Raw genomic sequence first — 23206 nt, 5'->3', positions numbered from 1 at the left:
ATTAAAGCGATAACCATGAAACGAGTAAATACCAGATATATATTGCCGGCACTGTTGATAGCAGTCACCTTGCTGGCCGCCTGCCAGAAACAGCTGGAAGACATCAACAAAAATCCTAACCAGTCAGAAAATGTACAACCGGACTACCTCCTCTCTAATGCAATCAAATCCGCAGTAGACATCTACTGGGGAGAGAACGCGACCATGGAAACATCCCTGCTGTACGTACAATACTGGGCCAAGATCCAATATACCGATCCGGATAAATACCAGCCGGCAGCCACCACCTCACAGAGCATATGGAACAATTTCTACGCGCAACCCGTGCAGGACTTTACCACCCTCATCCAGCTGGGGGATACCTTGCACAACCCGAACTACCGCGCCGTAGGCGTTATCATGCGTTCCTGGATATTCCAGAACCTTACCGACCTCTATGGCGATGTGCCCTATAGCCAGGCCGCCAACATAAAGGAATTCCTCACCCCCAGGTATGACGCGCAGAAAGATATATACACCGGCCTGCTCGCCGAACTGAAAGGTGCCGTAGCCGCCATCCAGGAAACCGCTAATCCCATCCAGGGCGACCCGGTATTCAAAGGCGATATGAAACGCTGGAAACAGTTCGCTAACTCCCTCCGCCTGCGCATCGCTATCAGGATATCCGACAGGGACGAAGCCACCGCCAAAGCAGTATTCGACGAAGTAAGTAACAATGCTGCCACAGTCCTCAGCAGCAACGCCGACAATGTAAAGCTCGACTACCTCGCTTCCCCTAACCAAAACCCCGTAGGCCGCAACCGCGAAACCAGGAACGACTACCGTATCAGCAAATCCGTAGTAGACAAACTACTCGCACTGAACGACCCGCGACTCTCCATATATGCCGCCAAACCCAAAGATGGTGGCCCCATCCTCGGCGTTACCAATGGCTTGCCCACAGACTCCGCCTCCGCATTAGGCTTTAATAAAACCTCTGATGTAGGTGCCGTCTTCACCGCCACCACCGCACCGGCTATATTGTTTAACTACGCAGAACTACTCTTCATCAAAGCAGAAGCAGCTGCCCGGGGCCTGATCTCCGCAGATGCAGAACAACTGTATAAAGATGCCATAAGAGCGTCCCTCGCCCAGTACAATATCGTCGATGCCACCGTAGTCAATAACTACCTCGCCCAACCGGCACTAGCCTACGATGTCACCAACTTCCGCCGCGCTATCGGCGAACAAAAATGGCTGGCCCTCTTCAGCGAAGGCATCGAAGGCTTCACAGAATGGAGAAGGCTGGACTATCCCCAGTTAAAGCCTGCATACCAGGGCGTGTTGCAGGGCAAAATGCCCTTGCGCCTTACCTATCCCTCCAGCGAGCAGGCATTGAATGGGATCAACTACAAAAAGGCCGTAGCCAACCAGGGACCGGATGCACTCATCACCCGCCTCTGGTTCGATGTGAGATAAAAGAAAGATAAACAGGTAGATAATAAAAAGGCTGTCGGAGCATTCCGACAGCCTTTTTCTATATAAACATAAAGTCTACTACAACTACATCACAGGGGTTTTACCACCATCTACCGCAGTACTCGTGCCGGTGATATAAGCCGCCGCCGGTGTCGCCAGGAAAGCTGCCATAGCAGCTATCTCCCCCGCCGTGCCAAACCGCCCCATCGGTATCTCCGCCAGCCGCTCCTGCGTCACCACTTCCTCCGTTACCTGCCGCTGTTTAGCCGTACTGCTGATCAACGACCGAAGCCGCGTAGTATCCGTATTACCAGGCAATACATTGTTGACCGTGATACCATAGGGCGCCAGCTCCCCAGCCAGCGTCTTAGCCCAGGAGGCTACCGCCCAACGCGTAGTATTCGATACACCCAACCCCGGAATAGGGGCCTTGACAGAAGTAGAGATAATATTGATAATACGCCCATAGCACGCCTCTCTCATCCCAGGTACCATCGCTCGTGTCAGCAAATGATTGCAGAGCAGGTGTTGCTGGAAAGCAGCGGCAAAAGCTTCCGTCGTAGCATCTTTAATAGCGCCGCCCGCAGGCCCTCCCGTATTGTTGATAAGGACATGTACCGTGCCTGTACCAGCGATCTCCTGGCTCACCCGCGCTACCTCCGCCTCCTTACTGAAGTCCGCTACATAATACCCGTGCTGCTGCCCCCGCGATATGTCCAGCTGTTGTATGGCCGCTTGCAATCGCTCCTCATTCCTCGCCAGCAATATACACGACGCACCCAGCAACGACAGCTCGATGGCTGTTGCCAACCCTATCCCTTGCGTACTGCCGCATACCAACGCTGTCCTGCCCTTTAATGAAAGCTCCATATGATCTGTTTTTAATGGTGAATGGCCCGCCTACACCCGCACATATATACGTTTTGCATCCAGCCATTTACCTACCACCCAGCATAACAACATGTACGTAAGCGCAAAAAGTAAAGAGCCTACCTTGCCGGGCGCCGGTGGCTGGAAAATATGCGTATTGATCCACTCATACCAGCTGACGGTACCAGTGCTAAAGGTATAGAGGAAAATAGCAAGTACCTCCGATAAAAGATATAAGAACAGAGGATTCTTGCCGAATACAGTGAAGAACCCCGTCCAGCCTTGAGAATGCTGGATGTCAATGATGTAAATTAACACCGACAGGATCAGCAGGTCTAGCCCCACTGTCAGCAATACATAAGAACTGGTCCATAGTTTTTTGTTGATGGGGAAAGAGAGATCCCAGGTATAAGCCAGCGCAACCAACACAATACCGGCGATCAGCATCGGATACAAACCGGATAAGGTCTTACCCCGCTGCTGTATATATAATCCAGCATAATAACCCGCGATCACATTCACAATGGCAGGGAAGGTACTGAGTATACCCTCCGGGTCAAAAGGAAATCCCTCACCCTTATACAGATGCGCATCCCCCATGATCAGTTTATCCAGGGCAAGACCCGCATTCCCCTGGATAGTATATTGCTCACCGGGGGTACCGAAAAACCATAGTACCGCCCAATAGCCGAGTAGTAACACCACAGCAGCACTGATCACTCCCTTCCGTGGAAGAAAATGGATCAGCAATGATGCCAACCCGTAACACAGCGCTATACGTTGCAATACACCCAGTATCCGGGTCTCCCCGATAGGGATCAGCTCCAACCCTCCACCTGCCGCCGGCCGGAAAAAGGGAAGCCAGTACATCAGGAATCCTAATAGGAAGATCAATGCCGTCCGCTTCAACACCTTTCCGACAACCGTCGCGTGCGGCAACGTCTCAAACTTACGCATGCTGAAACTCATCGCATTGCCGACAGCAAAAAGAAAAGATGGAAATACCAGGTCCGTAGGCGTAAACCCATGCCAGTGCGCATGCCGCAACGGCCCGAATACCTGGTCCGTACCAGGTGTATTAACGATGATCATAAAACAAACGGTCATACCACGGAACACATCCAGCGGTAGGAATCGAGCGGTATTTTGTGTCATTGATGTGGAGTATTTTGGTTGATGAGGACGTTAAATTAAGCATTACCGTTTATTTATTTGCCTTCCCCTTTTATGATATCTTTTATATTTTTAGTCTAAACAACGGTCTCCCTTGACAAAAAAAACCACAATAGCTGATCTGGCCCGCGAACTGAACCTCACCGGCGCTACTATCTCCCGGGCACTCAATAACCGCAAAGGTATCAGCGAAGAAACCCGCAAACTCGTACTCGATACCGCCGAAAGGCTCAACTACCAACGCGACAGGATCGCCTATTCCCTCCGCTCCGGCCGCACCAATATCATCGGTGTCCTCATCCCAAGCGCAGAGATCAACTTCTTCGGGTCCGTCGTACATGGCATCGAATCCATCGCCAACCAACATGGATACAGTGTCCTCATCTACCAATCCAACGAGCTGACCGAATTCGAAAAAAAAGGTATCGAAACCTTTAAAAGCACCCGCGTAGATGGCATCCTAGCCTCCATCGCCAAAGAAACATCCGACTTCGATCACTTCCTCTCCATCAAAGAAGAAGGAATACCACTCGTATTCTTCGATCGTGCCAACGATAACCTCAACATCCCGTCCGTCGTAGTAGACGACTTCAAAGGCGCCTTCACCGCCACCACCCACCTCATCGAACAGGGATACACCCGCATCGCCCACATCGCCGGACAACAACATCTTAAAATATTCAAAGACCGCCTCGAAGGGTATAAAGCCGCCCTCAAAGCCAACAACCTGCCCATCCGGGATGAACTGATCTATCATGGCAACGTATCCATCGAAGCAGGCCGTCAGGCAATCCGCCACCTCCTCAGCATCCCCAATCCCCCCGATGCCGTCTTCGCAGTAGAAGACTTCACCGCACTGGGAGCCATCAAAGAACTCAAGGAAAAAGATATCAACATCCCCGGCCAGTTCGGCGTAATGGGATTCGCCAACGAAGCCTTCGACGAACATATCACCCCCAGCTTGTCATCCGTCGACCAGCAAACCGTCCTCATGGGAAAAGAAGCCTTCAAACTCCTCTACCAACTGATCAACACCCAGGGCAAAACACCCGTACAGACCCGAACCCGCGTCGTCCTCGACGCCCTGCCCGTCTTCCGGCATTCCTCCGCCCGCCGCAAATAACCCCATCACCCGCCCATCCACGCCAAGCACAGGCCTTAACCGCATATTTGACCTCATTCGTCACTTATCTGGAACCAGGCTTTGATTATTTAAAGTAAACGATTACATTTACTACTGGATTGCATTTCAGCGATCTCATCATCCGCGTTGTGAGCACCCCTGAAAAGTTATTCCGTTTACCCGCACATTTAAAGCATATTACGTGGACTTAACAACATTTAATACGCTGAGCAAAGCATACTTTGATCGCTTACCCCTCACCGTAAAAGCTGCTGGCCGTATCAACCTGATCGGCGAACATACTGACTATAACAATGGATTCGTATTGCCTGCCGCCATCGACAAAGCAGTATACCTCTCCATCGTCCAAAGAGATGACAACCAGATCATCCTCCACGCCCTCGATCTCGACGACCACTACCAGGGGAATACCAACGATCTCACCCCCAGCGGCAAACACTGGCCCGACTACCTCCTGGGTGTCGTACAGCAACTGCAGAATCGCGGACATGCCATTACCGGCTTCGAATGTACCTTCGGTGGCAACATACCACAGGGCGCTGGCCTCTCATCCTCGGCCGCGCTCGAATGTGCCACCGCTTTCGCCCTCAACGAACTGCTCCAGCTGGATATTGATAAAATAGATCTCGTGAAATACGCCCAGGCCGCCGAAAACGAATTCGTAGGCGTACGCTGCGGCATCATGGACCAATTCGCCAGCATGTTCGGCAAGAAAAACCAATTGGTAAAACTGGACTGCGGCTCCCTCGAATATGAATACATCCCCTTCCGGTTCGACGATGTCAGCCTCGTTTTACTCGACACCCGCGTAAAGCACTCCCTGGCCTCCTCAGAATACAACACCCGCCGCGCAGAATGCGAACAGGGGGTCGCCTGGATACAACCCCACCACCCGGCAGTAAAAACCCTCCGCGACGCTTCCCTGGAAATGCTCGATACCTACGTTAAGCCTAACAGTCAGGTCGTTTACAACCGCTGCCGCTACGTAGTAGAAGAAATACAACGCCTCCGCGATGCCTGCGAAGACCTCCGCAACGATAACCTCGATGCCTTCGGCCAAAAAATGTTCGCCACCCACGAAGGCCTCGACAAACTATACAACGTAAGCTGCCCCGAACTCAACTGGCTCGTCGAACTCGTTAAAGACGACCCGGCAGTATACGGCGCCCGCATGATGGGCGGCGGATTCGGTGGCTGTACCATCAACATCGTCAAAAAAGAAGCCGTACCGGCCTTGCTCGAAAAAGCCAAAGAAGGCTACGCCAAACAATTCAATGTCGCCCTCGAAGCATATGTTACCAGCATCGAAAATGGCTGCAGCCTCGTTCAACAAGAAGCCCTCGTCGGATAGCTAAATACACACTAAAATACAAGAACCGGTGTAATGCCTTCATAATGAAGGTGATACACCGGTTCTTTCGTTTGCCTCCACAGGAGCGATTATGCTTTTTATTAAATAATTGTAACTGCTTAATTATGAATATCTCACATGCTCACGTCCACCTCTCCCTTAATTAGGGTATAGCGCTCCTATAACATTCCTATAACCGAAGCGATACCCCGGCATAATAATTCCGGTCAGGCGCCGGATTAAAATAACGCCCACCGATAGCATTCAGGTCATTACCCAAACTATAACGCTGGTTCAACAGGTTATCTACCCCGGCATAAAATGCCAGCCCGACCGCATGCCCCACAGCTGTCTCCCATCCGATCTTACCTTGCACCAGGTGATAAGCATTCGCATACACCGCATTGTCATCTACCAAGGGCAGCCGGTCCGTAAAGTTATGCTGCGCAAATACATAGAAACGTAACGGCAACTGCAACAGCAGGTTCGATACCACCGTATGGCGGGGCACTCCCGTCAGCTGCTTGCCGGAAAAGTTCTTGCCGGCACTGACATAATCGTCAAATTTGAAATCACTCAAAGTATAACTGCTGTGCATCTGTAAACCTCGTACCACCCCCTTTTGCTGCGGAGCCACCAGCCATAACATCCCTTGCAACTCCACCCCGGTCTGTTTGATGCCGCCGGCATTACGGAAAAACTCCGTCCCGTCAGCCCGCAGGTTCCGAACGATCGCATCCCGTAAACGGTAATGGAACACACTGGCATCCAACCAATACCGCTGCCGCCGGTCATTACGCCGTATACCTAACTCATAGTTCCAACCATTCTCCGCCTGCAGCGCCGTGTTGATGATATTATCAGAAGCCCGCACCTCCGCAATAGCAGGAGGGGAGTAGCCCCTGCTCACCGTCGCTCGGGCACTTAGCCCAGGTGTGATCAAATATGACAAGGCCACTCTTGGCATCAGCTGTGGCGTAAAACTACGACGCGTACGGGGCGTCTGCGCATTCCGGAAAGTATAACTAAAGTAATTCAGACTGGCAGCAGCTTCCCACACCCAACGGTCCTGCTGCAACGTAAATCGCGTAAAATAAAAATGCTGCTGGGCCACCAGCTTATCCGCCGCCTGCACCGTATCTCGCCGGCCACCTCGGTTACCGTAATTGATGATATCAGAAGAAGTACGCTGCCATTCCAGGCCGGCATACCAACTATATCGTAAAGATCCCTGGCCAATATAACGGTCATGCAACGCAAAATAAGTACGCACCGCCGCCGTATTCTCATCCCTCGCCTCATAATTGGTAATGAAAGGATTCTCAAAGTGAGTGTTAGTGCCGCTTACACTGATAACATGTTTGAGCGAAGATGTAATGTCCGCTTCATGCACCAGCCCCGCCTGGAAAGTCCGGTTGTAAATGCCGGCCTGCTGCTGTATAGCGCCGGGTAGGGTAGGAGTAGCAGGCCGCGCCGCCTTCGGATTGGCGGCCGCCTGCACCGCCGTCAGCCCGCCGGGTGTCAGGTAACCCAGGTCACTGTATAATGCCATCAGCTTAAGCCGCTGATGCGCGGCATATTGCCATTGCTGCACCGTCTGCAAATATGTACGGCGCATACGCGTATTTTGCCGGTATCCATCCGCCTGCTGATAAGCCTGCGACACCTGCAGCTGGTAAGGTCCCGAACCTTGCTGCCATTTCACCTGCTCCTGGAAAGCACCATAGGAACCTCCCTGCAATCCAAATTGTAACCGGCTGCTGTCACCCGCCATCGGATGCAGCAACACCACACCGCCCGAATTAGCGCCAAACAAACTGCCGTCAGGCCCCTTCAACACCTCTATCCCTTGCACACTACCCGCATCCAGCAGGTTCAGATAAGTATTACCACCGGCATCCGTAAGAGGCATCTCATCCATATACACCTTCACATTACGGATACCAAAAGGAGAACGTAATAAACTACCTCTGATGGATAAACGGTAACTGCCGGGAGAACGCTCTTCCATCCGCACGCCGGGAATAGTATTGAAAGCAGGTAATAAAGTAGCGACCGATTGTAACTTTATCTGGTTACTGTTCAGTACCGCTGCTGAAGAGGGCAATCTTAACAGCGTGTGATTGCCGGGATAAGCTTGTACGACGATCTCCTGCAATTGTCGCGTGCTATCTGGTCGTTGCTGTGCAGATATGGAAAGGGAATAGGTACATAGCAGTAACTGAAGTATGTAGAATTTATGCCTCATGATCTACAAAATAGGGATTATCACCACTATTTCCTAGGCCCCGCTATGGCTTGCTGGCAGATACCCGCCATATCGTATTGGCTGCATCATCCGCTACCAGCAAAGCACCGTCCCTGGCTACCGCCAGCCCTACCGGCCGGCCATATACCTCACTCTTACTACCTTCAGCCATAAATCCGGTCAGAAAATCCTCCGGCGCACCCGAGGGCCGGCCATTCGCAAAAGGCACGAATACCACCTTATAACCGCTCAACGCAGACCGGTTCCAGGAACCGTGCTGGCCTATAAAAGCGCCGTTCTGATATCGGGAAGGGAAAATGGTAGTGTTGTAAAATACCAGCCCCAAAGAGGCGGTATGAGATCCTAAAGGCACATCAGGTACCAATGTCTTGGCTACCAGGTCCGGTCGCTGCCCTTTCAACCGCGGGTCTTCATGCTGCCCGAAATATGCATAAGGCCACCCGTAAAAACCATTAGGCTTGACACCTGTCAGGTAATCTGGTACCAGCTCGTCACCTAACTCATCCCGCTCATTCACCACCGTCCACAATACATGGCTGCCGGGTGCCCAATCCATCCCCACCGGGTTACGTAGTCCGGAAGCATAAATGCGCTCCCCGCTGCCGTCAGGGCTGATCTCCAGTATATTCGCCCGCCTCAGCTCGTTCTCCATACCGTGCTCACCCACATTACTGCCCGAACCTACCGACACAAAGATCCGGCTACCGTCCTTATTACTAATGATATTACGCGTCCAGTGATTATTATAGCCGCCTGCCGGCAATGTCAGTATCTGTCGGCCTTTACCATCAATACGTGTCGCATTCACCTTATAAGGGAACACCAGTATACCGTCTGTATTGGCAACATAAAATTGGTCCTTTAACAACAACATCCCCAATGGCTGGTTAAGATTTTCCAAGAACACAGCCCGCACTTCCGGCTGCCCGTCGTTGTTCGCATCCCGCAATAGCGTAATACGGTCCGCACTCTCCCGCATATTACCGGATTGAGCCTTACCCGTTACTACTTCCTTGATCTTTTTGGGAAGATTACGTTTAGTGTTCGCTTCTGCTACCAGTACATCCCCGTTGGGCAACACATAGATCCATCTCGGATTCTGAAAACCATCTGCATATTTAGTGACCGTAAATCCCGCCGGTGCCTTCGGTGTCTTGCCATCAGACCATCCCAGCACCTTACTGAAGTTAGTGACAGATTTCGTCGCATAAGGAGCCGGTAACGAATCCGCCACACCATTATGCCCGCCGGCCGCTACAGTAGTACTATCCTCACCGGGATCCTTGTGGCCTTGGCTGTTACAAGCTACCCCGGCACACAGGGCCAGCAACACGAAAAAAGATGCATGTTTCATAAGGCTGTATGATTGATGATATCATCTCCTTATCAAATACGCTGCCATCCCATTACCTAAGCCTGTGTCGAAAAACCACGCCCCAACACCTCATGCACCTCATGGATCACCACAAAAGCATGCACATCCTCCTCCTGCACGATCTCCTTCAGCCGCATCAGCTCCTGCTTGTTGATGATCACATACAACACATGTTTAGGCGATCCCGTATACGCCCCATGCCCGTGCAGTACCGTAGCACCTCGCTGCATGTCCCAGGTGATACGCCTCGCTATCGCTTCCGTCTGCGTCGAAATGATCGTCACCGCACGTTTGGTATTGAACCCGTCCACGATATAGTCAACCACCCGCGCACCTATATATACCGCAATGAAAGTATACATCGTCTTCTCTATCCCGATAATAGTACTCGAGATACCTATCACCACAATATCAAAGATCAGCATCGACGACCCCAGGCTCCAGCCAAAGAACTTCTGGCAAAGCCGCGCCACAATAGCAGAACCTCCCGTAGTACCGCCGGCCAAAAACACCAACCCAATGCCAATACCCACCAGCAAACCGGCAAAGATCGCCGCCAGCAGCGTATTATGCGTAATAGAAGGCAACTTGTTCTCCGTGAGATACAAAAAGAGAGAACAAAAGAAAATACCGAGCAGCGTATAATAAATACTACGCCTGTCCAAATACCGGTAACCCACCGCGATCAACACAATATTGATCAACAGGTTTACAATACCAGGCGACCAGCCCAGGTAATAATAGGTCACTATCGTAATACCGATCACACCGCCCTCTGATAACTGATTTGGAATAGCCAGGTAATTAATACCCGCGGCAAAGATCAACGCCCCCAGGATAATAAGAGCTACGTTTTTAGCATGCTGCTTCATATATTCTTGTTCCTGCTGCGAAAGTAGGACTTTTCAGCCTATCACCACCAAAACTCCCACCACCAAAGCATATAATAACATACAACCAACTTTTTTTACGTTCACAACAAAAAAAATGAAGGGATTTTTGGAAATAAAAAATATCGATGTATATTTGTCTACCGATTCAGTAGACTATTAACGTAGCGACGATACATCGGATACTTTGTGCCACCAGCAAGGTTTTTCGTACAATATTATTCTTAAACTGCAAAAAACGCTGCACGATGAAACAGCATGCTTTATTGAGAAACAAAATGGTGGAACCCACTTCACATCATATCTCTTACACTACCCATTGTGGTAGCTGCTGTTCCAATCCTTAACGAAGCTTTGTTTGCTGTAAGCTATATAAAAGTAATGCCAGGTAAGGACCGCGGGGAAAGCATATTGCAAATTTATTGGTGGTAAATTTTAATGTAATGTGCCAACCCGCACCCCCGGGCATCATATCACCTCGCCTACAGCCGTGTGATACCGGAATAAAGTGCAGCCCATTAATACCGTTTTTTAATTTTGAGGGTTAAAATAACAGCTGGTTGACAGGTTGCTGTGTTAATATCAATACAGCAACTTTCAACCGCTGACACAAACAAATAACCCCCTTCGTTTCATAAAGATCTGAACCAACCAATAGATCAATTACACCAGCCATTAAATATTATTGATCCCGCTATCCGGCAGCATCTGGATAGCGATGATCTGAACTACGTAACGTGTAGCTTGTACTGTTAGTTTATCTTTCAGTTTTTTCATGATGCCTGTCTTTATTTTGGAAGGCTTCTTGCCGGTTAGCCTTTCGAAAACCATCTGTAAAGCCGTGACGCTCAGTTACGGCTTTACTATTTTAATACCCCATCCCGAATTTAATTATCAAAAACACTTTATGGAATAAAATATCCCCCGCATCTATTCACTAAAGCGTATACCATGAACACAACCAAAAACTCCCAGAAAGAATTCCTGGACATCCTGTTCAATGGGCGTAACAAAGATTATGGTGCGTATGACCTCCGGGTACGTTACGACAAACGGGTCCGGAATGCGATCGCCACAATGGCCTCCTTTGCCTTAGTGATCTTAGCAGCCTATTCTTTCAGTAGCAGATCTGTAGCCGCTACCGTAAACACAAAAGCGATCGTCAACGAAGTGATCTTAGATGACCTCAAAATGCCGGAAGCGAAGCTGGTACCGCCTCCTCCGCCGCCACCAGCCACACCGCCGCCAGCCCTGAAACCTACCATCCGTGTTACAACTCCCCGGATAGTAGAAGACCAACAAGTCGCTGAAAAGGAACAGCCACCCAGGATGGATGAAATCATCAAAACTTCCGTAAGCACCGTAAATGCTGCAGGCAACGTAAACGGCATAGATCCCGACATGATCCCCGACATAGGTAAAGGTGCAGGTACAGGTGTAGTAAGCGTTCCTACACCAGCAAAAGAAGAGAACGATCACCCCTTTACTTTTGTAGAGCAAATGCCCGCATTCCCAGGTGGGGAAGAAGCTCTTATGAAATACCTCCTTAACAACACAACGTATCCTCACATCGCAATGGAAAATGGGATAGAAGGCACTGTTTACGTAGGCTTTGTAGTAGATAGAGAGGGCAATGTCATCGACGTGCGCCTTGCCGGACAAAAGAAAGGAGGAGGCCTCGATGAAGAAGCCGTAAGAGTAATTCAGAAAATGCCTAAATGGAAACCAGGCAAACAAAATGGCCGCGCCGTAGCTGTAGTTTACAGCCTGCCCGTCAAATTCAAACTAGAACAATAACAATAACGCAAACCTGTAGATTCCTGTACCGTTATCTTTAACCTATGTACTGTCGTATGCTTCCGCCTCGTGCTGGAGGCATACGCGTTTAATCTACCCGGCAAAAAATCACTTACATATGCGCTTTCAATAAGTCAAGCATTTCCTCCTCATGCTCCTCGATTTCCTTAATATGCCAATGCGGATATTGCATCATCAGATATAGTTTTATACTGTCGATAGGTTTGTCGTTAGAATAATACTTTCTCTTATCCACAGGCAACGCATTATTAAGTTGCGCGTTCCGCTCATGGCTGATCAGGCATAAATTACCAAAAGCATGCAAATGCTTCTCTGCTATTATATCTTCGGGATGAGTAGGCTGTTGTGGATAATAATGCTCCTTCGAATGCCGGAAGGTATATTCAAAGCATCTTATCCTATTGTTGGTGTCCTTATGCTTGCTCCAGAGCAGGTAATCTAGGAAGTTAAATATTAGATTATTATTGATAACACCAAAGCGTAGTTTATCAGGGTCCAGCCTTGACGCAGCTCGCCGACTAAACACCGGCTGGTGTATCATCGTAAGATATCCGTTCTGCTTATCCGTAGCAAGATGTAGATCATATACAAATGATTTCGCAATACGCTCCAGGTAGGCAACGTAACCTTCCGCATGTACTTCCGATTGTTGAGATAAATACCACAATGCAGCATGCAGCCAACGTTTGGAAGACTGCATAGGATGAGATACATGGAACATCGATAGCAACATAAGGATACGGCGATTGTCACTGTAAACAGCACCTTCGGATTTTTCAAAAGTATTTACATAACCTACCGTTTCCTGGTTCGGCTTTGGAGAATACCAACGCAAACATTTTAAAGACCATCGGTCTTCTTCAGTACTAAACTCTCTCTTAATAACATACTTGTCAAACAGGAACCTGTATTTAAGCAGGTGGAAAATGAATGACTTGACAAATGTTATCCGCTCATCTTTTTCATCAGGCATATACGCTTGAAAAAGATCTAATAGTCGCTTGTCATCTAATGGTATTTCTACTGTTCCCACCTCCAGCTGCAACACCTGTAACAGAAAGTTCGGGAAATTGATCACCGAATGAAACCTTTCATTATCATCGTCCTGCTCAACAGGTATTAAAGACTTGTCGCTGTCACTAAGAATAGCAGATAAGGAAACCCCTGTTCCTTCAATAATACCTTCTTCCGGATGTATCGTTGACACCAGGTCATCAAAAGAAGCTATAGTCAGCTTGTTCCAGTCCCTATCTCCAAACAAATAATGCCGCTGCTGTTTCGGAAAGCTATGCTGCACATACCGGTTCATATTGGAACATGCAACCCATATCCGCGCAAAACATGCCCTGTACCTGGCTCCTTCCACATCATTATTAAATACACCCATTAGCCGGGCTTTCAATACCTCATGTTTTTCCAATTGCTCCCCTCGGCTATTCATGATCTCAAAGTAGTGGTTGAGGTCTGTATCCTGCCGTAAACCTACCCGGAAGATCACTACATGTTCATAAAAATAGTGCATGAAGGTGGCGATATCTATACGCTCCAATGTTAACTTGTCCTCCAACGCTAACTGGCAGATGTCATAAGCCGCCATAATAGTTGTGGCGTAAGCAGACCTGCCTTTAGCAATATTGCCGTTGGCAATGGCTTGCAATGTATCGTCAGATAACGGTCGGCATTGAAACCGTAATTTCATGTGCTGTTCCCTCACGGAACCATATTTTTGTCGTAATACAGCGTGTAAAATAAAAAGCGTGGTCAGACGCTGCTGCCCGTCTACCGTAATAAATGCGGAGCGAGCTTTGGATGTATCCGCTGATACCACTAAAGTGCCGATATAGTATCTTTTGTCAGGACTGGATTTTGCATAATCGATCACATCCTGTATCAACTGCTCAATTTCTGGTGCCGCCCACGCATAGTTACGCTGGTAAATAGGAATCGTATAATCCGTAAGCTCAGCCAGCAAGGCAGATATAGTGAGTGGTATTATTGGTGAGGGAGCGTTAGACATAATACTTCATTGTTTCGAATTTTGCTTTAATAGCGGGTGCTTTAGTAGTTTCATGCCGGTTAGTTAATAAGGGCAGATCCACCAGGTGAACATCTTCCATACTCACGGCCTCCTGTATCACCTTGAATAGATTGAACTCATATACTACGTAATTGTCCACCGTCGCAATGGATACGCTCGAATGCTTCAGCCGGGGCGTATAAGCCCAGATAAATATCTTTTCAATAGCCTTCGGAAGGCCCTCTCTTCCAAACCTGTCTACATAGTATAACAGCCCACAGTCAAATAACAACCTGACGTGTTGGTCACCGATGCGATGAACGCCTTCATAATTATTGATAAGGGCAATGATATCGCTCGCTGCACCTAAATAGGCATTAGGCGACCACACGATAGTATGACATAAGTCCCGGTAGTGCGAGACCATCTTAAAGAAATATTTACCGTTGATGATCGGTTGGTCCAGCTGGAAAGGGAACAAATCAGACTTATGCTGCATTAAATGCGCATCCGCCATCTGGTATATCCTGCCATATGGATGCTGTTGCGCCTTCTTAAGACGCATACCTTTGAAAACAGCAACTTCCTGCTTGGTGAATGCACGGGAAGAGTACCCTTTGATCCAGCCCCGTACACGATATAGGTATGCTGCAAACAGGGTCGACAACTCATCACTCAAAGTATGCTCCCAATCCATTACGACAGGCATTTTCTCCTCATCTTCCCCTTCCATCTCCCGAAGATGAAAGGCCTTCAGAAGATCATGCGGTGCCAGGTCCTTCCCCCGCGCATGCTGAGAATCGAAAAATTGGAAAGCTTCCGAAATATCATCCAGCACAAATACTGCCACCTCACAACGGTCCAGGAAATAATGAATGAAAGTACCGTCTATCTGTGCAGATCGGCGCTCCATCTCCCGGTAATTCCGCAATATGTTGCCTTTCGATATGTCACTGTCGGAAAGGGTAAATCGGTGCAAACATGCAATGAGTATATCATCCAGCATTGCCGCATAACTTGTCTCTGATATCGCCTTCAATAACAAGAAAAACGTAATGGTCCGCTGCTGACCATCCACTATTTCATATTGCCCGTTCTCATTCTCATAGATAACAATGGTCCCGATCCGGTAAATTACCTCCGGGGCAAACCGCTGAACGTCTTCCATCAATTGTACAACATGGTGCACCGTCCACTTATAGGGTCGCTGGAACTCGGGAATGCATAATCGATCATCACATAAAAAGGCCCGCACGGAAAGTACAGCAGGGGGAACATTCTCTTTCATAGGCTTCTTAATTATTAATACAAAAACACTACCCGGTAATTAACTGTTGAGATAACAGGAATAAAAATATAAAAAATACACATACGTCGCTCAACAGCTAAGCCTGCTATAAATATTCTCCCGAAATGCCCATCCCCGGCAATTTTTGAAGAGTGTGCCGCTTTTTTGTTTAACATTTTGTGCAAATAGTATTATTTTAACAGCCGGTTAGCTGCCTGTTATAGGGGGCATTTGTTCATTCGTTCAGTAATGCACGATTTCAGCGTACCGGTTTCAGCTTGCGTAGTGGTAGCAAAAGCGATTGTAAATCGTATTTATGGAATAGTGCGGCACAAAGGCATTATAGCGTTACATTATGCAGTTTAGTATGGAAACACCGGTGAACAACACATTGCAGTTGTTCAAAAACCTGGTAGGAACCAAGTTCCAGTTGTACAACAGCCTCTTCACTTCTTTACCATTTCACCGGGTAGAAAAAACAGGCGTCTTTCTGTCGCTATTCCTCCTCCACTGCGAAGAAGGATATAGCAAACAACAAAGCCCGACAGAAATACTCAACTCCTTTTTCTCTCAGTACACCAACTACGAAAAGGAACAGCAGAAATTTGACCTGCTATTCCGGTTCATCCAATACGCCGAAAGACAAGTGGTACTGTTCGACGCACTCGAAGATGCCGCCTTCCGCGATATCCACGATATGAGCGGCCTCGGCACCATCCGGCACCTCCAATCCGCCGTCACCGGCGACCAGGCATCCAAAAAACTGGCAGACAAACTGGAAGACTTCTCCGTCAGGATGGTCCTCACCGCCCATCCCACCCAGTTCTACCCCAGCGAAGTACTGGGCATCATCAACGACCTCGCCAGGGCCCTCAGCAACGAACACACCGCTCAGGTCAATATGTACCTGCAACAACTGGGTAAAACACCTTTCTTCAAAAAAGAAAAACCAACACCATACGACGAAGCTGTCAGCCTCATCTGGTTCCTGGAAAACGTATTCTATACCGCCGCAGGTCGTATCCTGTCGCACCTAAGAGCACATTTCCCCAACGCTATCAACGAAAAGAACCCACTCATCAAAATGGGATTCTGGCCCGGTGGCGACCGCGATGGCAACCCCTTCGTCACAGCAGAAATAACATTGAAAGTAGCCGATGCCCTCCGCAGCAGCATCATCAAATGTTATTACCAGGACGTACGCCGCCTCCGCCGCAGACTGACCTTCAAAGGGGTGGAAAATGAACTGAACCAACTGGAAGAACAACTCTACAGCAACCTGTTCATCCCCGGCCACCGTACCGCCCTCAATCGACAGGAAATACTCGATACCCTCAACGGTATCCGCGAAACCATACTGACACAACACAACGGCCTCTTCGTCAACCTCGTAGAAGGCCTAATCAGCAAAGTCGAACTCTTCGGACTCCACTTCGCCTCCCTCGACGTCAGACAGGACAGCTCCGTACATGGCCCGCTTATGGAAGCAATCGCCTCCCTCACAGCGGCGCTGCCAAAAGACTACCCCCAGCTGGACGAAGCGGGCAAAATAAATGCCTTGCTCTCCGTCAGCCAACAGGTAGCTCCCGATGCCCTCAAAGAAGACCTGCATCGCGATACCCTGCAGACTATCGACCGCATCGGCCTCATTCAACAAGCCAATGGCGAAGATGGCTGCCACCGCTATATCATCAGCCATAGCACCAGCGCCCTCAACGTCATAGAAGTATACGCCCTCTTCCTGCTGAGAGGCTGGAAAAAAGAACAACTCACCGTAGATATCGTACCGCTGTTCGAAACCATCGACGACCTCCGACAGGCCGGCAATGTCATGACACAGCTCTACGAAAATGAAGCCTATCGCACCCATATCCGCCAAAGAGGCAACAAACAAACCATCATGCTCGGATTCTCCGATGGCACCAAAGATGGCGGATACCTCATGGCCAACTGGAGCATCTATAAAGCCAAAGAAGAACTCACCCGCATCTCCAAAGACCATGGCGTCACCGTTGTCTTCTTCGATGGCAGAGGGGGACCCCCCGCCCGCGGCGGTGGCAAAACTCACCAGTTCTACGCCTCCATGGGCCGTAATATCGCTAACAAAGAAATACAACTCACCATACAGGGCCAGACCGTCAGCTCTAACTTCGGTACCGTCGATGCCGCCCAGTTCAACCTCGAACAAATGCTGCACGCCGGCATCGCCAACGAACTGTTCTCCGCCCGGCAAACCACCTTGTCTGAAGAAGAAGAAACACTCCTCCAGTCACTGGCAGACAAAAGCTACAACGTCTTCACCCAACTAAAACAACATCCGGACTTCCTCGAATACCTCGATCAGGCCAGCCCCCTCCGCTACTACGCAGAGACTAACATCGGCAGCCGCCCCAGCAAACGCAACGCAGCCGCCAAACTGAACCTGAACGACCTCCGCGCCGTCCCCTATGTAGGCGCCTGGAGCCAACTCAAACAAAACGTACCAGGATACTTCGGCGTAGGTAGCGCCCTCAAAGCACTCGATGAACAAGGCAAATGGGAACAGGTAAAACACCTCTATCAACATTCCCTCTTCTTCAAAACATTGCTCGACAACTGCGAAATGGCCATGCACAAAAGCTATTTCCCACTCACCGCCTACCTCTCCAAACATCCGAAATTCGGTACCGTCTGGAATATCATCTATAACGAGTACCTCCTCACCAGAGAATATGTACTCAAACTGTCAGGTGCAGACGAACTCATGGCAGAAAGCCCCACAGACCAGCTTTCTATCCAGATGAGAGAACGTATCATCCTGCCCCTGCTCACCATCCAGCAATACGCACTGGCCTGCATCCGCGAACAGGACGATGCCACCCTCAACGGACTCCGGACCATCTACGAAAAACTGATCGTCCGCTGCTCCTTCGGTATCATCAATGCCGGCCGTAACTCCGCCTAAAAGCGGTATAATGACATATAATACCCTCCCAGTCGCTTCCCCTGGCAGATAGACCGGCTCAACTGCCGCAAATCCCCCAGGGGACCGCGTTTGGATTTTGGGGTGCAGTTTTGGGGAAAACCCCCTAATTTTACATCTCCTTAGCACAATTTTTATGGCACAGAGCTTATTTGATTTTGGAATGATCGGCCTCGGAGTAATGGGACGCAACCTGCTACTCAATATGGCAGATCACGGTTTTTCCGTGATTGGATTTGATAAAGACGAAGAAAAAGGCCGGGCCCTCGAAGCCGCTGCCACCCCCGGTACCACCGCTAAAGGGGTTGCAACCCTCGAAGAACTCGTGCAACAACTACAACGCCCTCGCAGGATCATGATGCTCGTCCCAGCCGGCAAACCGGTAGACGACGTCATCGCCTCCCTGCAACCACTACTCGAACCGGGCGATGTCATCATCGATGGTGGTAACTCCCACTATACCGATACCCTCCGCAGAGTACAACAACTCCGCGAAAAACAACTCCATTTTATGGGCATCGGCGTATCCGGCGGCGAACAAGGCGCCCGAACAGGTCCCAGCATCATGCCCGGCGGCGACGTCGAAGCATATGAAAAAGTAAGACCCATGCTCGAAGCTATCGCAGCCAAAGTCGATAACACACCCTGCGTAGCATACCTCGGCCGCGAAGGTGCCGGCCACTACGTGAAAATGGTCCACAATGGTATCGAATATGCCATCATGCAGCTCATCAGCGAAGCTTACGCCCTCCTCAAAGCCGCCGGCCTCGATAACGACCGCCTCCACCAGGTATTCAAATCCTGGAACGAAGGCGCCCTCCAATCCTTCCTCGTAGAAATCACCGCAGACATATTCCTCCAGCAAGACGATAAAACCAACCAACGCCTGCTCGATGTGATCTCCGATAAAGCAGGATCTAAAGGAACCGGCAAATGGACCTCCCAGGACGCAATGGACCTCCCGGTTGCCGTCCCCACCATCGACAACGCAGTAGCCCTGCGCACCATCTCCGGCTACAAAGAAGAACGCGAAAAAGCAGCCGCCCTCTACAATGGCCCCGCCGCTACCATCAACACACCCGTAGATACCTGGATACAACAGGTACACGACGCCCTCTACTTCGCTACCATCATCAGCTACGCCCAGGGAATGGCCATGCTGCATAAAGCATCCGCAGAACTCGATATGCAGATACCACTACCCGAAGCCGTAAAAGTATGGAGAGGTGGCTGTATCATCCGCTCCGTACTCCTGGAAGTATTCTACCAGGCATACTCCCAGGATGCACAACTGCCCAACCTGCTCCTCAATAAAGATGTAGCCGCATTACTCGAAAACGTAAATACCAATACCCGGACAGTCATCGCACAAGCCGCCCAGGCAGGAATACCCGCCGCAGGCCTCATGTCCGCACTGTCCTACTTCGATGCCTATCGTACGGAACGTATGCCCACCAACCTGGTACAGGCACAACGGGACTACTTCGGCGCTCACACCTATCAACGCACCGATATGCCCGGTACCTTCCATACCATCTGGAATGCTAAATGACCGGCACCAATACTGAATTAAACAAAATAATCATGCAATATCACAAGCGCCCGCCTGCTTCCATCGTCTTCATTTTTGGAGGCAGCGGCGACCTGAATTACCGCAAACTCACCCCCGCCTTATACAATCTTTTCTTAGACGAGTGGATGCCAGAACAATTCGCTATCGCTGGCATAGGACGTAGTGCGTACACCGACGAAGCATATTCAAATCACCTCCTCGAAGGGATCAGCAAATTCTCCCGCCGAAAAGGAGAACAAAATGGCCACTGGAAAGACTTTAGCCAACATGTCACCTACCTGCAGATGGATGGCGAAGACGCACAGGCTTACAGCGCCATCACCGACCTCGTAAAAAAGAAAGAACAGGAATGGGGCGTACATCCCAACGTTATCTTCTACCTCGCCGTCGCTCCGCAACTCGTGCCAGGCATCGCTCAAAAACTCGGTAGCCTCAATATATGCACCGACAAAGCCAGCACCCGTATCGTGATCGAAAAACCTTTCGGCCACGACCTGCAAAGCGCACATGATCTCAATGAGCTCCTGGGCAAAATGTTCGCCGAAGAACAGATCTTCCGCATCGACCACTACCTGGGTAAAGAAACCGTACAGAATATCCTGGCTCTCCGATTCGCCAACGCCCTCTTCGAACCCATCTGGAACCGTAACTTCATCGAACACGTCCAGATAACAGCCGCAGAAAGCGTCGGCCTCGAAGGCCGTGGCGGATACTACGAAAAATCAGGCGCCCTCCGAGATATGGTACAAAATCATATCCTCCAGCTCCTGTGCATGATCGCCATGGAAGCTCCCGTATCCTTCGATGCCAACGAAATCCGTAACAAAAAAGTAGATGTCCTCAACGCCATCCGCCCCATCAGCAAGGATAAAGTACACGAATTCGCCGTAAGAGGCCAGTACGCACCCGGATGGAAAAAAGGTCAACAAGTACCAGGATACCGCCAGGAAAAAGGAGTGGACCCTAATTCCAATACCGATACATACGCTGCCGTTAAATTCTATATCGACAACTGGCGCTGGCAAGGCGTACCCTTCTACGTACGAACCGGTAAATACCTCAACCAGAAAGCCACACATATCACCCTCCAGTTCAGGGAAGCTCCGCACTTCGCGTTCCCGGCCGAATCAGCAGAAACATGGCGCTCCAACAGGCTGACCATCAGCATCCAGCCCGAAATGGATATCCGCCTCCGCTTCCAAGCCAAACGCCCGGGCCAAACCATGACCCTCGAACCCGTAGATATGATCTTTAACTACGACGCAGCCAATGGCGAACATGCCCCCGAAGCATACGAAACATTACTGCTCGATGTAATGGAAGGCGACGCCACCCTCTTCATGCGCGGCGACCAGGTAGATGCCGCCTGGAAAGTCATCATGCCCATCCTCGAAACCTGGGAATCCCGCTCACCGGAATACTTCCCTAACTACTCCCCCGACTCATGGGGACCCGAAGATGCTGATGCCCTCATCGCCCGCGATGGTCACAACTGGATCAACTTACCTAAATAATCATACGGGCCGGCTCAACACCGGCCCGTTAATTGTATAAACCGGACTATGGAACTTCATATAGCTAAAGACCCGCAACAACTGAGCGAAAACCTGGCCGCCTGGATCAGCAACTACATCCTCGAAACACTCCAGGACCAGGATCGCTTCACTTTCGTATTGTCCGGAGGTAGCACACCTAAAGCATTGTACAAACTACTGGCGAAAGAACCTTATAACAACATCATCCCCTGGGAACGTATACACTTTTTCTGGGGAGACGAACGCGCCGTACCATTCGAAGATGAAAGAAACAATGCCAAAATGGCCTTCGATACCCTGCTCGACATCGTGAACGTACCTAAAGAAAACATCCATGTCATGCGCACCGACACCACGCCGGAAGCGTCAGCAGAAGAATATACCTCCATCCTCCGTCAATATTTCCATAACGAAGAAGAAACCTCCTTCGACCTCGTACTCCTCGGCATGGGCGATGACGGACATACCTTGTCCCTATTCCCCGGCACCGCCGTAGTAAAAGAACACCATGCCTGGGTAAAAGCATTCTTCCTCCAGGCACAGGATATGTACCGCATTACCCTCACCGCTCCCATCGTCAACCGCGCCGCTTGCGTCGTATTCATGGCCACAGGTAGCAATAAGGCCCTCACACTCAAAAATGTAATCGAAGGCGTATTCAACGCAGAAGAATACCCCTCCCAACTCATCCGGCCCCAGGAAGGAGAACTCCACTGGTTCGTCGATGAAGCCGCCGCTTCCGCTCTCGAATAACAATAAATATACACTGATAGAATAAAGGCCGTGGATATACGAATATATCCACGGCCTTTTTATATCCTACTGCTATAACACCGCTCTCAGTATTGGTAAATTAAATACGAATAAAAACTACCAATATGAAAAAAGTACTGTCCCTCCAAAGCATTGCCCGTCAACAACTGGCAAACATCAAAGGCGGAGGCACCGCTGTAAGCATGCGCATTTGCCCTCCCACATCCTGTTATTCAGCTACCATTTGCGATTACTACGGCGGTATGAGCTGCAAATGCCTGTATTCATCCACCAACAAATGGACTTGCACTCCTTCATAATCCATTTACCAGCAAGAAAAACTACCGGAAAACAATAAAAGGAGCGTCAAATAGACCTTCTTTTATGCACATCCCTACCGTTTTATTCCCTGGCAAATCCATCGTTCACACTAATAGTAATTACCTGTAATAAATCCTCATCATGAAAAAGCTAATTTCTTTAGAAAGCCTTTCCCGTAATGAACTGGCAGCCATCAACGGCGGCGGTACCAACAAAAAGAACCGCGCCTGCGCAAGGGTCGTTTGTACATCCGATTTTTCCTGCGTCTTCCCAGGCAGCCCCAGCTCATCCTGCAGATGCCCGTTCCAACCCTCTCCGGGATCATTATTCAGACAATGTTTCGGCTTCTGATCACAATTGTTGAAAACAATTATTGAAAACTAAACTGTCAACTTTATGAAAGCACAAT

Annotated in this window: 17 protein-coding genes; 10 read left to right on the top strand and 7 right to left on the bottom strand. The window is 49.6% G+C overall.

The genetic code is table 11. The features are described 5' to 3' along the window. Positions 1-15: 15 nt before the first annotated feature. On the top strand, positions 16-1458 hold the full coding sequence (locus KTO58_RS20140; RefSeq protein WP_095841476.1) for a SusD/RagB family nutrient-binding outer membrane lipoprotein: 1443 nt from the start codon (positions 16-18) through the stop codon (positions 1456-1458). Positions 1459-1542: 84 nt separating this feature from the next. Here KTO58_RS20140 and KTO58_RS20135 read toward each other — a convergent pair whose 3' ends face one another. Together KTO58_RS20135 and KTO58_RS20130 are read right to left on the bottom strand one after the other, a co-directional pair. Further along, on the bottom strand, positions 1543-2328 hold the full coding sequence (locus KTO58_RS20135; RefSeq protein WP_095837653.1) for an SDR family oxidoreductase: 786 nt from the start codon (positions 2326-2328) through the stop codon (positions 1543-1545). Between the two features lie 30 nt (positions 2329-2358). Further along, positions 2359-3483, bottom strand: a complete 1125-nt coding sequence (locus tag KTO58_RS20130) for an acyltransferase family protein (protein ID WP_095837654.1) — start codon at positions 3481-3483, stop codon at positions 2359-2361. Positions 3484-3595: 112 nt separating this feature from the next. Between KTO58_RS20130 and KTO58_RS20125 the strand changes: the two genes are divergently transcribed. Beyond that, on the top strand, positions 3596-4624 hold the full coding sequence (locus KTO58_RS20125; protein WP_095837655.1) for a LacI family DNA-binding transcriptional regulator: 1029 nt from the start codon (positions 3596-3598) through the stop codon (positions 4622-4624). Between the two features lie 202 nt (positions 4625-4826). Beyond that, positions 4827-5996, top strand: coding sequence for a galactokinase (galK, locus tag KTO58_RS20120; RefSeq protein WP_095837656.1), 1170 nt, complete (start codon positions 4827-4829; stop codon positions 5994-5996). Between the two features lie 190 nt (positions 5997-6186). On the opposite strand, the gene KTO58_RS20115 is transcribed toward galK, so the two are convergent. Genes KTO58_RS20115 through KTO58_RS20105 form a run of 3 tightly spaced genes read right to left on the bottom strand, consistent with a single transcriptional unit; the run spans position 6187 to position 10512 of the window. Further along, the gene (locus KTO58_RS20115) at positions 6187-8244 is read right to left on the bottom strand and encodes a TonB-dependent receptor (RefSeq protein WP_095837657.1); all 2058 of its coding nucleotides are present in this window, start codon (positions 8242-8244) and stop codon (positions 6187-6189) included. A gap of 43 nt (positions 8245-8287) precedes the next feature. After that, the gene (locus tag KTO58_RS20110) at positions 8288-9619 is read right to left on the bottom strand and encodes a PQQ-dependent sugar dehydrogenase (RefSeq protein WP_095837658.1); all 1332 of its coding nucleotides are present in this window, start codon (positions 9617-9619) and stop codon (positions 8288-8290) included. 56 nt (positions 9620-9675) lie between these two features. Continuing rightward, positions 9676-10512 (bottom strand): YitT family protein, encoded by an 837-nt coding sequence (locus KTO58_RS20105; RefSeq protein ID WP_095837659.1) that lies wholly within the window; start codon positions 10510-10512, stop codon positions 9676-9678. A gap of 969 nt (positions 10513-11481) precedes the next feature. Here KTO58_RS20105 and KTO58_RS20100 point away from each other — a divergent pair. Then, the gene (locus KTO58_RS20100; protein ID WP_095837660.1) at positions 11482-12327 is read left to right on the top strand and encodes an energy transducer TonB; all 846 of its coding nucleotides are present in this window, start codon (positions 11482-11484) and stop codon (positions 12325-12327) included. 112 nt (positions 12328-12439) lie between these two features. Here KTO58_RS20100 and KTO58_RS20095 read toward each other — a convergent pair whose 3' ends face one another. After that, positions 12440-14365: a GmrSD restriction endonuclease domain-containing protein gene (locus KTO58_RS20095; protein ID WP_095837661.1), complete on the bottom strand. Its 1926-nt coding sequence runs from the start codon at positions 14363-14365 to the stop codon at positions 12440-12442. Continuing rightward, positions 14358-15653: a DUF262 domain-containing protein gene (locus KTO58_RS20090; protein ID WP_095837662.1), complete on the bottom strand. Its 1296-nt coding sequence runs from the start codon at positions 15651-15653 to the stop codon at positions 14358-14360. The genes KTO58_RS20095 and KTO58_RS20090 overlap by 8 nt, the downstream gene beginning before the upstream one ends. A 355-nt stretch (positions 15654-16008) precedes the next feature. Here KTO58_RS20090 and KTO58_RS20085 point away from each other — a divergent pair, with 355 nt between their 5' ends. The 6 genes from KTO58_RS20085 to KTO58_RS20060 all read left to right on the top strand — a co-directional run bounded on the left by KTO58_RS20085 (position 16009) and on the right by KTO58_RS20060 (position 23148). Next, a complete protein-coding gene (locus KTO58_RS20085) occupies positions 16009-18597 on the top strand; it encodes a phosphoenolpyruvate carboxylase (RefSeq protein ID WP_225859846.1) in 2589 nt (862 codons plus the stop codon). A gap of 154 nt (positions 18598-18751) precedes the next feature. Next, on the top strand, positions 18752-20167 hold the full coding sequence (gnd, locus tag KTO58_RS20080; RefSeq protein WP_095837663.1) for an NADP-dependent phosphogluconate dehydrogenase: 1416 nt from the start codon (positions 18752-18754) through the stop codon (positions 20165-20167). A 32-nt stretch (positions 20168-20199) separates the two neighbouring features. After that, entirely contained in the window at positions 20200-21702 is a 1503-nt protein-coding gene (gene zwf / locus KTO58_RS20075; RefSeq protein ID WP_095841478.1) for a glucose-6-phosphate dehydrogenase, read from the top strand. A 48-nt stretch (positions 21703-21750) separates the two neighbouring features. After that, entirely contained in the window at positions 21751-22476 is a 726-nt protein-coding gene (pgl, locus tag KTO58_RS20070) for a 6-phosphogluconolactonase (protein WP_095837664.1), read from the top strand. Positions 22477-22601: 125 nt separating this feature from the next. Further along, on the top strand, positions 22602-22796 hold the full coding sequence (locus KTO58_RS20065; RefSeq protein WP_157752832.1) for a hypothetical protein: 195 nt from the start codon (positions 22602-22604) through the stop codon (positions 22794-22796). A 142-nt stretch (positions 22797-22938) separates the two neighbouring features. Continuing rightward, a complete protein-coding gene (locus KTO58_RS20060; protein ID WP_157752833.1) occupies positions 22939-23148 on the top strand; it encodes a hypothetical protein in 210 nt (69 codons plus the stop codon). Positions 23149-23206: the final 58 nt, after the last annotated feature.

The sequence above is a fragment of the Chitinophaga pendula genome (genome assembly GCF_020386615.1).
GTDB classification, from domain to species: Bacteria; Bacteroidota; Bacteroidia; order Chitinophagales; family Chitinophagaceae; genus Chitinophaga; species Chitinophaga pendula.
This window is presented reverse-complemented; position numbering and strand designations above follow the sequence as displayed.